The following is a 12,467-nucleotide window of genomic DNA, read 5'->3' as shown; positions in this document are numbered from 1 at the left end:
TATAGCGTTACGGGCTTATTCGGCAGCGGTTTGCGGTGCTTTTTCCCATGCGTCCCACTTGCCGATGATGCTGTCCGCATAGGCCTTGCCGACGCGGTAAGCATTGGTGGTGGCCAGCGGGAAACCGCCCGACTTTGCGCCGAGGGAATCAATGGCAGTCTGGTCCTTGCCTTGCCGGTCGAAATTGGAAGAGGTGCGCAGGACAGCGATACGGCTGAAATCCAGCTTGCCCGCATCCGCAGCGCGCTTGAGCGCCGTCAGCGTGGCATTGTCTTCCATCTGTGAGTTGCAATAATCGGCCTTGCCGTCGGTCAGAAGCTTGGCCCAATCGCTCATCGCTTCACCCAGCTTTGCGCCATGCCAGTAGGTGTCACCCGACGCCGTATCGCAAATGGTGACTTTCGGCGCGCCGGTGGCGGCTTCCTGCGTGTAGCGCTTGCGATATTCCTTCGCGTCGTCGCCATCGAGAAGGGCAACATCTTTCGTCGTGGCCAAGGCATAATCGGCCAGCTTGCCGTTCAGTTCGAAGACTTCGGTGCCAGCAGCCCATTTCGGCTTTTCGCCGGGCTTGGCCGCACCAAGACCGAAGAAATCCGTGCTCCAGCCTTCCGGTGCTTCGCGGATATCGATGCGGTGGTTGAGATTGGCGTCGATGACATATTTTGCCCAATGGGCAGAGCCGAGCGTGCCGTGCTGCGGATCAACGCCAGCAATACCCGCAATTAGAAAATAGGTGTGGCTGAGGTCCAGCTTGTCGCTGAGCGCCATGGCCGCCGTGGAGCTTGCAGCATTGGCAAAACCCATCGCCGTCGTCATGTGGCAAAGGCCCTCGACTGTGCAGTCGATCTCCGGATATTCAGGGCTCAAGCCGGGCAGCTTGATCTTCTGCGTGAAGTTTTCCCCTTCCATCCATGGCTTGGCTTCCTCACCAAACATGGTGATGACCAAGACCTTGGGCGCAACGCGCTCGACGTTTTTGGCCGCTTCCTGGGCGAAGGCCGGAGCCACAGCAAGCAGTGAGAGTGAGGAGGCCGTGAGAACGGCAGTGCGAGCAGACAGTTTCATGGAATGAAGCGCGCCTTTCGAACCGGAAATGGGGGACGATGCGTGACGGTCCGGTCAATCCGCGACGCATGCTGTGGGTAATTCGAGTACTGATTCCGCCAAGACGCCTATGGTCTTGTTAGTTCACGCATTATCCGACGCAAAACCGCTTCGCACTTTTGCTGGAAATGCTTTTGAATAAGAATCACTTTAGCTTCTCATCTGGCGCAAAGCTTCCCCCGCCGTCATGGCGACCGAAACTGCAAGATTGAGGGAGCGGGTGCCGGGAACCATCGGGATCAGCAGCCGTGCATCGGCGCTGTCGTGGACCGCATCTGGCACGCCGGAGGATTCACGCCCGAACAGGAGAATGTCATTCCCCTGAAACCGGTAGTCGGTATAGGGGATTGCAGCCTTGGTGGAGAGCAGTACGATGCGGCGTCCAGCTTGTTTGCGCCAGTCTTCGAAATGGTTCCAGTCGGCGTGTCGCGTGAGTGCGGCCTGCGCGAGATAATCCATGCCCGCACGCTTCAGGGAGCGGTCGGAAATGTCAAAGCCCGCAGGCTCGATCAGGTCTACGGTAAAGCCGAGACATGCAGCCATGCGCAGAATTGTTCCCGTGTTGCCGGGAATGTCGGGCTGGTAAAGGGCGACGCGCAGATCCATATGAAGCGGGTAACCCGAAATGCCCGTCGCCGCAAGGCTGCATATCGGGCGCGGTCCATGCGTCAACATCCCGATACGGATAGTCTTTACAGATCCCGTCGGATCGCAAAAAGTTTCCTGTTTTGTTCCGGCCATGTCTTGGCAATTGCTTAAGGCCCGCCTAAAAGGAGCGCCATGTTTAAGTGGTTCGAACACCGACTCAATGCCTATCCCGACGAGGCCCCGCAGGAACCTCCGCGCGGTCTGGTCGCGTTTTGCCTTTATTATACCCGCGGCGCCTGGCCGTGGATCATCGGCATGGCAATTTTCACCACCCTGATTGCAATCATCGAAGTGTCGCTGTTTGCCTTCATGGGCAATATCGTGGACTGGCTTTCCCACCAGACGCGCGAGACCTTTCTGAGCAATGAAGGCTGGCGACTGGCATTGATTGCCGGTGTCGTGCTGGTTGGCCTGCCGGGCGTCGTGCTGATGCACTCGCTGGTGATCCACCAGACGCTGCTCGGCAATTATCCGATGCGCGTGCGCTGGCTGATGCATCGTTACCTGATCCGCCAGTCGATGGCGTTTTTCCAGGACGAGTTTGCCGGGCGCATTTCAACCAAGCTGATGCAGACCGCTCTTGCCGTACGCGAAACGGTGATGAAGCTGCTCGACGTTCTGAACTATGTCATCGTCTATTTTGCGGGCACGCTGTTTATCGCGGCCGCCGCCGATCTGCGGCTGATGATCCCGTTCCTCGTCTGGCTCGTGGTCTATATGTTCCTGCTGCGCTTCTTCATTCCGCGCTTGCGGGTGATCTCGGAACAGCAAGCCGATGCGCGCTCGACCATGACGGGCCGCATCGTCGACAGCTATACCAATATCGCGACCGTCAAGCTGTTCTCGCATTCGAGCCGCGAGGAATCTTACGTGCGCGAAAGCCTCGATGGTTTTCTCGGCACGGTGCATCGCCAGATGCGTCTCGTGACCCTGTTCCACTTCACGCTCTATGTGTCCAACTGTCTGCTGCTGTTTGCAGTCGGTGTGATCGGTATCGGGCTCTGGATGCAGGAAGCTGTGACGGTGGGCGCGGTTGCCGTCGGCATCGGTCTGGTGCTGCGCCTCAACGGCATGTCGCAATGGATCATGTGGGAAATGTCGGCGCTGTTTGAAAATATCGGCACGGTTGAAGACGGCATAACCACAATTGCGCGTGCGCATGAAGTGGTGGACGTGCCCAATGCACCGGCCTTGCAGGTGACCAGAGGCGAACTGGATTTCGACAAGGTCGGTTTCCATTACGGCAAAGGCAAGGGCGTTCTGGAGAACCTGACGCTGAAGATCCCGCCAGGCCAGAAGGTCGGTCTTGTCGGTCGTTCCGGCGCGGGCAAGTCCACGCTGGTCAATCTGCTGCTGCGCTTCTACGATCTGGAGAAGGGCCGCATCCTGATTGACGGGCAGGACATTTCGAAAGTGTCGCAGGATTCGCTGCGCGCCAATATCGGCATGGTCACGCAGGACACGTCGCTTCTGCACCGCACCGTGCGCGAAAACATCATGTATGGCAGGCCGGACGCGACCGAGGAAATGGTGCAACAGGCGATCCGTCTCGCACAGGCAGACCAGTTCGTTCCGCTCCTCACCGATCCGAAAGGACGGCGCGGACTGGAAGCGCATGTTGGCGAGCGGGGTGTCAAACTCTCCGGCGGCCAGCGCCAGCGTATCGCGATTGCGCGTGTGATGCTGAAGGACGCACCGATCCTCATTCTCGACGAGGCAACGTCTGCGCTCGATTCGGAAGTGGAAGCGGCCATTCAGGACAGCCTCAATACGCTGATGGAGGGTAAGACGGTTATTGCGATTGCACATCGCCTTTCCACCATTGCCGCGCTTGATCGCCTGATCGTCATGGACAAGGGGCGGATTGTCGAAGACGGCACGCATGAGGAACTTGTGGCGCTCGGCGGCATTTATGCAAGTCTATGGGCGCGTCAATCCGGCGGGTTCCTCGGCTTCGAAGACAATTCCGAGGATGCGCTGGTCAAGTAAGGAAAACGCCATTGATGAAAGCGGTCTACAGCCTGTTCGAACGTTGGGTCGATCCCTTCCGTGAACCGGACAATCTGAGACCGCCTTCAACCACAATGGCTTTCCTCTGGCATTATGCGCGGCAGGCCAAATGGCCGCTTGCCGCCGCGCTTGCAGCAGGCGGACTTCTGCCGCTGGTGGAAGCCGCGCTGTTCTATTTCACCGGGCGTCTGGTCGATATTCTGGATCAGGCTGGCAGAGGCACCATAGAGCGCAGCTGGTCGGCGCTCATCGAGGCGGCCGGGCCTGAGCTTCTGTTTATGGGGTTCACAGTTCTGGTGATCCGGCTGGTCGTCACCGCGGCAACGACCTTGCTGGAAGACCAGACCATGTCGCCCGGCTTCTACAACATGATCCGCTGGCAGGCGAATTCCTATGTGCTGCGCCAGTCCTATGCCTTCTTCCAGAATGATTTCGCGGGACGTATCGCCACAAAGGTCTGGCAGGCGGGACAGGCGGCGGGCGACCTGATCGAAAGTCTCATTCAGTCCGTCTGGTTCATGGCGATTTACAGTGTCACCACGCTGTTTCTGGTCGGTCGGCTCGACTGGCGACTGGCCGCTGCAGTCATCATCTGGATTGTTGCATTCGGCTTCATCGCTTGGCGTTTTCTGCCGCGTATCCGCAAGAATGCAGAAGCTTCTGCCGAAGCGGGTTCCATGATCAACGGGCGGATCGTCGACAGCTATTCCAACATTCAAACCATCAAGCTCAACACTGCGGATGATGACGAGCGCTATCTGCGCGATGGTTTCGAACGCTATCTTGCTGCGATTCTGCCTTTCATGCGGTCGTTGACCGGTGTGCGTGTGTCGCTGACGGCCCTGTCCGGCCTGATGATCGTGAGCGTTGCGGCAATTGCCATCGATTTGTGGACAAAGGATGCCATCACGGTCGGTCAGGTGTCTTTCACGCTCGGTCTCGTGCTGCGTCTCAATATGCTGCTTGGACGCCTCATGATGCAGCTCAACGGCATGTTGCGCCAACTGGGGCTGATCGAGAATTCGATGCGCCTCGTCTCTGCACCGCTCGGCCTCGAAGACCGGCCGGGCGCAAAGCCGCTGGTGGTTAGCGATGCGCGCATCGATGTGCGCGACGTGACGTTCCATTACGGCAAGGGCGCAGGCGTTCTCCAGAACATCAACCTGACGGTACGAGGTGGTGAGCGCGTGGGGCTGGTCGGCCATTCCGGCGCGGGCAAGACCACGCTGGTCAATCTGATCCTGCGCCTCTACGACGTCGAAAAGGGCACCATCGCGGTGGATGGGCAGGATATACGCGACGTCACCCAGACCTCACTGCGTCGCGCCTTTGCGGTGGTCAGTCAGGAAACTGCGCTTTTGCACCGTTCGCTGCGCGATAACATCATGCTGGCCCGTGACGATGCCACCGACGAGGAATTGCAGAAGGCCACCCGGCAGGCGGAGGCTGACGGTTTCATCGCCAATCTTGAAGATTTTCAGGGCCGCAAGTCGTTCGATGCTTTCGTGGGCGAACGCGGCGTGAAACTGTCGGGCGGGCAGCGCCAGCGCATCGCCATTGCACGCGCCGTGCTGAAGGATGCGCCCATTCTGATTCTCGACGAGGCGACCTCGGCGCTCGATTCGGAAGTCGAAGCGTCGATACAGGAAAATCTGAAGCGACTCATGGAAGGCAAGACGGTGATTGCCATTGCGCATCGTCTGTCGACCATTGCCGCACTCGACCGTCTGGTGGTCATGGACCAGGGCCGGATCGTCGAGGAAGGCACACATGAGGAACTGATAGCCAAAGGCGGTATCTATGCCGGCCTCTGGGCGCGCCAGTCCGGCGGGTTTCTCGCAGAGAACGGCGAAAACTGAAAACTTCCGGTCATCCGGGCCGGTCTTTAGCCTTGGCCGCAGCTTTGCTGTGTATCCATCAAATTAATCAAGCAAATCCGCCTGCGACATCGTGCCGTCCTAAGGGCTTGGTGTCTGGACAAGCGTTTTTTACACGCATAAACCGGATAGTGAGATGGAGGGAATTTCGTCCTGCGAGCACTTGCGGGATAACTTTTGCGCAGGTGCAAAAGCGGACGAGGGGAGAGTTCAATTGAACATGCAGATTAAAAGGGAGTTGGCACGTGAGCGCACACGACACGGCTGAGCCGACACGGCGTGATTTTCTCTATATTGCGACGGGAATGGCCGGTGTGGTCGGTGTTGGCGGACTGGCATGGCCGTTTATCGACCAGATGCGTCCAGACGCTTCGACACTCGCAGCCGCTTCCATCGAAGTTGACGTTTCTTCTCTCGCAGAAGGCGCGTCCCTGACCGTCAAATGGCGCGGCAAGCCGGTATTCATCCGCAACCGTTCCGCCAAGGAAGTGGAAGAAGGCAAGAGCGCGGCTCTCGGTGATCTCAAGGATCCGGTCGCCCGCAATGCCAACCTTCCATCCGACGCACAGGCGACCGACGTTGCCCGCTCGGCAGGTGAAGGCAAGGAAAACTGGCTCATCATGATCGGCGTTTGCACCCATCTGGGTTGCGTGCCGCTTGGTGAATCCGGCGCATTCGGCGGCTGGTTCTGCCCATGCCATGGCTCGACCTATGACACTGCGGGTCGTATCCGCAGCGGCCCGGCACCGGAAAACATGCACATTCCGCAATATGCGTTCACTTCCGATACGGTCATCAGGATCGGCTAAAACAGGTCTTGGGGAGAGAAGACATGAGTGGTGGACACTCCACATATACGCCGAAGACCGGCATCGAAAAATGGGTGGACGAACGGCTTCCCTTGCCGCGTCTGGTCTATGATTCCTTCGTGGCCTATCCAACGCCGCGTAACCTGAACTACATGTACACCTTCGGTGGCATTCTGAGCTTCATGCTCATCGCGCAGATTCTGACCGGCATCGTTCTGGCGATGCACTATGCTGCGGATACGGGCATTGCGTTCAATTCCGTCGAAAAGATCATGCGCGACGTCAACTCCGGCTGGCTTCTGCGCTACATGCACTCCAACGGTGCATCCTTCTTCTTCATCGCCGTTTACCTGCATATTGCACGCGGTCTCTACTACGGCTCCTACAAGGCGCCGCGCGAGCTTCTGTGGATCCTCGGCGTGGTGATCTTCCTTCTCATGATGGCAACCGCCTTCATGGGCTACGTGCTGCCATGGGGCCAGATGTCCTTCTGGGGTGCAACGGTTATCACCGGCTTCTTCACGGCCTTCCCGGTCATAGGCGAGCCGATACAGCAGCTTCTTCTTGGCGGCTTTGCGGTCGACAACCCGACGCTGAACCGCTTCTTCTCGCTGCACTATTTGCTGCCGTTCATGATTGCTGGCGTCGTCATCCTGCACGTCTGGGCGCTGCATGTGACCGGCCAGACCAACCCGACCGGCATTGAAGTGAAGTCGAAGACCGACACGGTTTCGTTCACGCCTTATGCGACCATCAAGGACGCTTTCGGCGCGCTCGTCTTCTTCGTGTTCTTCGCCTATTTCGTCTTCTACATGCCGAACTTCCTCGGCCATCCGGATAACTATATCCCGGCCGACTCGCTCAAGACACCTGCTCACATCGTTCCTGAATGGTACTTCCTGCCGTTCTACGCGATGCTGCGCGCCATCACCTTCAACATCGGCCCGATCGACTCGAAGCTCGGCGGCGTTCTGACCATGTTCGGTTCGATCGCTATCCTCTTCGTGGTTCCCTGGCTCGATACGTCGAAGGTTCGTTCGGCTGTCTATCGCCCGTGGTTCAAGCTGTTCTTCTGGCTCTTCGTGATCAACGCCATCTTCCTTGGATGGCTGGGTTCGCGTCCTGCCGAAGGCTCCTACGTCTTCATGGCGCAGCTCGGTACGCTTTACTATTTCGCTTTCTTCATCGTCATCATGCCGGTTCTCGGCCTGATCGAGACGCCGAAGCGTTTGCCCAACTCGATCACCGAGGCTGTGCTGGCGAAGAGCGAAGGCAAGGCCGAGATTGCCCCCGTGGAAATCAAAGGCTGAACCAGCGAGAGATATGAAGGACGTAACGATGAAAAACATCCTCAAGAGCTTCGCTGCCTTTGGTATCGCTCCGCTGGTCGCACTTGGTCTTTCCATGAGCGGTGCCTTCGCTGAGGAGGGCGGCAATGCGGCGGAACCGACGCATTTCCCGATCCACCATCCAAAGCAGGAAAAGTGGAGCTTTGCCGGCCCGTTCGGCACCTATGACAAGGGCCAGCTGCAGCGCGGTCTGAAGGTCTACAAGGAAGTGTGCTCGGCATGCCATTCCATGAACCTGGTGGCCTTCCGCACGCTGGAAGACCTCGGCTATTCGCCGGAACAGGTGAAGGCGCTGGCCGCGGAATATGAAGTGCAGGACGGCCCGAATGGCGAAGGTGAAATGTTCACCCGCAAGGCGTTGCCGACCGACCATTTCCCGGCGCCATTCCCGAATGCTGCCGCTGCTGCGGCTGCAAACAATGGTGCGGCTCCGCCTGACTTTTCGCTGATCGCGAAGGCGCGCGCAGTTGAACGCGGCTTCCCGCAGTTCATCTTCGACATCTTCACGCAATATGCCGAAGGTGGCCCGGACTACATCCATTCGCTGTTGACCGGCTTCGATGAGCAGCCGCCAGCGGGCATGCAGATTGCCGAAGGTACGCATTACAATCCGTACTTCATCTCGGCGAAGGCGCTCGCCATGGCCAAGCCGTTGAACGACGGTCAGGTGACCTATGATGACGGCTCACCGCAGACGGTGGACCAGTATGCGCGTGACGTGTCGGCTTTCCTGATGTGGGCCGCAGAACCGCATCTGGAACAGCGCAAGCGCACCGGCTTCCGGGTGATTGTGTTCCTGATTCTGTTTGCGGGTCTGGCCTATATCGCCAAGCGGTCGATCTGGTCTGACGTTAAGCACTGAGCAATCAGCTGATCATTGAAAAGAGGGCGCCCGAAAAGGCGCCCTTTTTGTTTGTTGGGGGCTGATTTACAATCGGCATCAGCCAAACCCAACGCCAGAACAGGCGTTTTTCTCACTCCAGCGCGAATAAGCTTGGCGTGGCTGCGATATCGTGATTGAAAAGAGCGTAACAGCCAGAGGCGTCTTGATCGCCTTGTCGGGCGCGTTGACGAGGAAGGGATGCAGGTCACGGGACCGCTCTCCAGTCGAGGCGTTCCGGTGTCGCTGAAAAGTTCAAATTGAAAGGACCGACAATGGAATCCGGGCTCAAAGCCACTTTGAAGGATGCCATCAGAACCATTCCGGATTATCCCAAACCCGGCGTGCAGTTCCGCGACGTAACGACCCTGATGGGCGACGCGCAGGCATTCCGCCGCTCGGTCGACGAACTGGTCTATCCTTTTGCCGGCAACAAGGTGGATAAGGTAGCAGGCATCGAAGCGCGCGGCTTCATTCTTGGCGGCGCCATTGCGCACCAGATTTCCGCCGGTTTCGTGCCGATCCGCAAGAAGGGCAAGCTGCCGCGCGATACGGTGCGCATCGCCTATAGCCTTGAATATGGCATCGACGAAATGGAGATGCACCGCGACGCCATCGAGAAGGGCGAACGCATCATCCTCGTTGACGATCTGATCGCCACCGGCGGCACGGCGGAAGCCGCTGCCAAGCTGTTGTTGCAGATGGGGGCGAATATCGTTGCCGCCTGCTTTATCATCGATCTGCCAGATCTCGGCGGACGCAAGAAGCTGGAAGCGCTCGGCGTGCCCGTGCGTACGCTGGTTTCATTCGAAGGCGACTGAGAGATTAGCTGCAAAGGATACTGCATTTGGCATTGACGATAGGATTATTGGTATTCCCATCCATTCAACAGCTTGATCTAACAGGTCCTTATGAAGTTTTCTCGTCGGCAGGCGGGACGGACGTTCACCTGATCTGGAAAGACCGGAACCCGGTTTTATCCTCATCAGGTCTCACGTTTGTACCGACGACGACATTCGACGATTGTCCTCCACTGGATGTTATCTGCATCCCAGGTGGAGGCGTACAGCCACTACTGACTGACGCGGTCGTGCTGGATTTCGTTCGCGAACAGGCGCGCAATGCACGCTATGTCACCTCTGTCTGCACCGGAGCATTGGTTCTCGGTGCCGCTGGACTCCTGACCGGGAAAAGAGCGACCACTCACTGGAATGCGATGGATTTTCTGGAGCATTTTGGTGCGATACCGACCAAAGGACGTGTCGTGCAGGACGGCAATATCATCACGGCAGGTGGCGTCACGTCGGGGATCGACTTTGGACTGTCTATTCTCGAAGAGCTATTCGGGCGGGCGGAAGCGGAAACCGTTCAGCTGACACTCGAATACGCGCCTGCGCCTCCATTCCATTCAGGAACGCCAGATCAGGCGCGACCTGAAATTCTGGCGCTTGGTCGCGAACGCCTCGCCGCATCCAGAGCGGCGAGGGAGGCGATTTTCGCCAAATGGCCAAAGCACTGACTGGCCTTGTTGGCTTACGGCAGCTTGACCATCGCCGCATTTTCGAAGGACAGCACGTCCTCACCATTTTGATTATGCGCTCTCAAGGACATGGTCAGCATCGACCAGCCCGGGCGCGAGGCAAGCGGGCGCATCGCGTGAACGGTGCGCTTGAAAGTGATCGTATCACCCGCATAGACCGGCTTTGACCATTTCAGGTTTTCGAAGCCGGGCGAGGGACCGAAAGTCGGCGGCGTCTCGCCGCGCTTGAGCGCGTCCTTGGTTGCCTGCACGATGGAGGCGACGTTCAGCTTCATGAATACCGCTGTCGTGTGCCAGCCAGAGGCGCACAGGCCGCCGAACAGGCTGTTCTTTGCGGCTTCAGGGTCGAGATGAAACGGTTGCGGATCATATTTCGTGGCAAAGTCGATGATCTCTTCGGCGGTGAAAGTGTAGCTGCCGATGTCCAGTTCCCGACCGAGATTGTCTTCAAGATAGCTCATCACGCACCCGCCTTGGCTTCCTGTGCCGCGTTGTAGTCGCGACAGCCCATCATGCAGGGATGCTGCATTTCGCACACGGTTTCACCGCGCTGATTGACCAGCGCATGATGCAGCGTGACGAGACCGATTCCGGGGCGGCTTTTGGAAAGGCGGCGGTCGATGACCGTGGAAACACCGCTCAGCGTATCGCCGGCCAGAACCGGGCGCTTCCAGCGGGTAAATTCGACGCCGGGGCCGCCTTGTGACGTGGAGTTGGTGAGAAAGGCGTCGCAGACGAGACGCATGATCAGCGATACAGTCTGCCAGCCGGAAGCGGCAAGACCGCCAAGCACGCTGGCCTTGCCTGCTTCTTCATCAAGGTGGAAGGGCTGCGGATCGAACGCGCTCGCGAATTCGATGATCTCTTCCTTGTTGATCGTGCGCGGACCGAATGGGATTTTCAGTCCCGGCACCATATCCTCATAGGCGTATTTCTGCTGGGGCTTGCTCACCCTCTATCTCCTCCAAACCGGTTTCCGGAAATGCTCTAAATATGCAAAGGCCGCCGGGAAACGGCGGCCTGATCGTATCAGGTGTTGAAGCGGAACAGCATCACATCGCCGTCATGGACGATGTATTCCTTGCCTTCGTCTCTGGCCTTGCCCGCTTCCTTGGCGCCGACTTCGCCATTGTATTTGACGTAGTCTTCATGGGCGATGGTCTGGGCGCGAATGAAGCCACGCTCGAAGTCGGTGTGGATCACACCGGCAGCGCCGGGAGCCTTGGTACCGCGACGGATGGTCCAGGCGCGGGTTTCCTTCGGTCCAGCGGTGAAATAGGTGATGAGGTCGAGAAGCTTGTAACCGGCGCGGATCAGGCGGTCGAGGCCCGGTTCCTCAAGGTCCATGCTCTCCAGATATTCCCTGGCTTCCTCGTCAGGCAGCTGGGCAACTTCCGCTTCAATGGCGGCGGAGATGATGACTGTCTGTGCGCCCTGTTCCTCGGCCATCTTTTCGACGGCAGCGCTGTAGGCGTTGCCCTTGGCGGCGTCACCTTCGGCGACGTTGCAGACATAGAGCACAGGCTTGGAGGTCAGAAGGTTCAGACCCTTCAGCGTCAGCAAATCTTCTGCTGCGATATCCTTCAGCATCAGGCGAACCGGCTGGCCGTTCTGGAGCAGTTCAAGCGCTGTCTCCATCACCGGCAGAATGGTGAGAGCTTCCTTGTCTTTGCCGGTGGCGCGTTTGCGGATCTGCACGATACGACGCTCGATGCTTTCGAGGTCGGACAGCATCAGTTCGGTTTCAACCGTCTGCGCGTCCGATACCGGATCGATACGACCTTCGACATGGGTGATGTCGTCATCTTCGAAGCAGCGCAGCACATGCACGATGGCGTCGACTTCTCGGATATTGGCGAGGAACTGGTTGCCGAGACCTTCGCCCTTCGATGCACCGCGGACGAGGCCTGCAATGTCAACGAAGTTGATGCGGGTCGGGATGATTTCCTTCGATCCGGCGATCTTGGCAATCTCGTTCTGGCGCGGATCCGGAACCGCCACTTCGCCCGTGTTTGGCTCGATGGTGCAGAACGGATAGTTTGCGGCCTGTGCGGCGGCCGTTTTAGTCAGCGCGTTGAAAAGCGTCGACTTGCCAACATTTGGCAGACCGACGATGCCGCATTTGAAACCCATGATCGTACCTGTCAGACTAGAGCATTTCCAGCAAAAGTGCGAAGCGGTTTTGCGTTGGAAATGCGGTGATAACAAACAACTAGAGCGGTTCGAACGATTCTATCTTAACCAGAACCG

General features: G+C 58.1%; 12 protein-coding genes. 7 read left to right on the top strand and 5 right to left on the bottom strand.

Annotation, left to right across the window (positions count from 1 at the left end):
* Positions 1-15: 15 nt before the first annotated feature.
* Positions 16-1,065 (bottom strand): purine nucleoside permease, encoded by a 1,050-nt coding sequence (locus tag QBD01_RS19640; protein ID WP_280994175.1) that lies wholly within the window; start codon positions 1,063-1,065, stop codon positions 16-18.
* Positions 1,066-1,254: 189 nt separating this feature from the next.
* The gene (locus QBD01_RS19635; RefSeq protein ID WP_280994262.1) at positions 1,255-1,710 is read right to left on the bottom strand and encodes a tRNA (cytidine(34)-2'-O)-methyltransferase; all 456 of its coding nucleotides are present in this window, start codon (positions 1,708-1,710) and stop codon (positions 1,255-1,257) included.
* Positions 1,711-1,884: 174 nt separating this feature from the next.
* Here QBD01_RS19635 and QBD01_RS19630 point away from each other — a divergent pair, with 174 nt between their 5' ends.
* The 7 genes from QBD01_RS19630 to QBD01_RS19600 all read left to right on the top strand — a co-directional run bounded on the left by QBD01_RS19630 (position 1,885) and on the right by QBD01_RS19600 (position 10,196).
* A complete protein-coding gene (locus QBD01_RS19630) occupies positions 1,885-3,741 on the top strand; it encodes an ABC transporter ATP-binding protein (RefSeq protein ID WP_280994174.1) in 1,857 nt (618 codons plus the stop codon).
* 14 nt (positions 3,742-3,755) lie between these two features.
* Positions 3,756-5,621, top strand: a complete 1,866-nt coding sequence (locus QBD01_RS19625; protein ID WP_280994173.1) for an ABC transporter ATP-binding protein — start codon at positions 3,756-3,758, stop codon at positions 5,619-5,621.
* Positions 5,622-5,884: 263 nt separating this feature from the next.
* A complete protein-coding gene (gene petA / locus QBD01_RS19620; RefSeq protein WP_078338755.1) occupies positions 5,885-6,448 on the top strand; it encodes a ubiquinol-cytochrome c reductase iron-sulfur subunit in 564 nt (187 codons plus the stop codon).
* Between the two features lie 23 nt (positions 6,449-6,471).
* A complete protein-coding gene (locus tag QBD01_RS19615; RefSeq protein ID WP_138785260.1) occupies positions 6,472-7,758 on the top strand; it encodes a cytochrome b N-terminal domain-containing protein in 1,287 nt (428 codons plus the stop codon).
* Positions 7,759-7,786: 28 nt separating this feature from the next.
* On the top strand, positions 7,787-8,659 hold the full coding sequence (locus QBD01_RS19610; RefSeq protein WP_176168315.1) for a cytochrome c1: 873 nt from the start codon (positions 7,787-7,789) through the stop codon (positions 8,657-8,659).
* Between the two features lie 293 nt (positions 8,660-8,952).
* Positions 8,953-9,498 carry an adenine phosphoribosyltransferase gene (locus QBD01_RS19605; protein WP_078338752.1) on the top strand — a complete coding sequence of 182 codons (546 nt, stop codon included), beginning with the start codon at positions 8,953-8,955 and terminating at the stop codon, positions 9,496-9,498.
* 26 nt (positions 9,499-9,524) lie between these two features.
* Positions 9,525-10,196 carry a DJ-1/PfpI family protein gene (locus tag QBD01_RS19600; RefSeq protein ID WP_280994172.1) on the top strand — a complete coding sequence of 224 codons (672 nt, stop codon included), beginning with the start codon at positions 9,525-9,527 and terminating at the stop codon, positions 10,194-10,196.
* Between the two features lie 14 nt (positions 10,197-10,210).
* Here the strand turns inward: QBD01_RS19600 and QBD01_RS19595 are convergent, their stop codons facing one another.
* The 3 genes from QBD01_RS19595 to ychF all read right to left on the bottom strand — a co-directional run bounded on the left by QBD01_RS19595 (position 10,211) and on the right by ychF (position 12,350).
* The gene (locus tag QBD01_RS19595; protein ID WP_280994171.1) at positions 10,211-10,678 is read right to left on the bottom strand and encodes a MaoC family dehydratase; all 468 of its coding nucleotides are present in this window, start codon (positions 10,676-10,678) and stop codon (positions 10,211-10,213) included.
* On the bottom strand, positions 10,678-11,169 hold the full coding sequence (locus QBD01_RS19590) for a MaoC family dehydratase (RefSeq protein ID WP_280994170.1): 492 nt from the start codon (positions 11,167-11,169) through the stop codon (positions 10,678-10,680). The genes QBD01_RS19595 and QBD01_RS19590 overlap by 1 nt, the downstream gene beginning before the upstream one ends.
* A gap of 77 nt (positions 11,170-11,246) precedes the next feature.
* Positions 11,247-12,350 (bottom strand): redox-regulated ATPase YchF, encoded by a 1,104-nt coding sequence (ychF, locus tag QBD01_RS19585; RefSeq protein WP_182520969.1) that lies wholly within the window; start codon positions 12,348-12,350, stop codon positions 11,247-11,249.
* Between the last annotated feature and the right edge of the window lie 117 nt (positions 12,351-12,467).

The sequence above is a fragment of the Ochrobactrum sp. 19YEA23 genome (assembly GCF_029909865.1).
Lineage (GTDB): Bacteria > Pseudomonadota > Alphaproteobacteria > Rhizobiales > Rhizobiaceae > Brucella > Brucella gambitense.
The sequence above is the reverse complement of the archived record's forward strand: the minus strand, read 5'-3'. Positions and strand labels throughout refer to the sequence as shown.

Coding starts and splice junctions, on each gene's coding strand:
- QBD01_RS19640 (WP_280994175.1), bottom strand. CDS start 1,065: ATGAAACTGTCTGCTCGCACTGCCGTTCTCACGGCCTCCTCACTCTCA.
- QBD01_RS19635 (WP_280994262.1), bottom strand. CDS start 1,710: ATGGATCTGCGCGTCGCCCTTTACCAGCCCGACATTCCCGGCAACACG.
- QBD01_RS19630 (WP_280994174.1), top strand. CDS start 1,885: ATGTTTAAGTGGTTCGAACACCGACTCAATGCCTATCCCGACGAGGCC.
- QBD01_RS19625 (WP_280994173.1), top strand. CDS start 3,756: ATGAAAGCGGTCTACAGCCTGTTCGAACGTTGGGTCGATCCCTTCCGT.
- QBD01_RS19615 (WP_138785260.1), top strand. CDS start 6,472: ATGAGTGGTGGACACTCCACATATACGCCGAAGACCGGCATCGAAAAA.
- QBD01_RS19610 (WP_176168315.1), top strand. CDS start 7,787: ATGAAAAACATCCTCAAGAGCTTCGCTGCCTTTGGTATCGCTCCGCTG.
- QBD01_RS19605 (WP_078338752.1), top strand. CDS start 8,953: ATGGAATCCGGGCTCAAAGCCACTTTGAAGGATGCCATCAGAACCATT.
- QBD01_RS19595 (WP_280994171.1), bottom strand. CDS start 10,678: ATGAGCTATCTTGAAGACAATCTCGGTCGGGAACTGGACATCGGCAGC.
- ychF (WP_182520969.1), bottom strand. CDS start 12,350: ATGGGTTTCAAATGCGGCATCGTCGGTCTGCCAAATGTTGGCAAGTCG.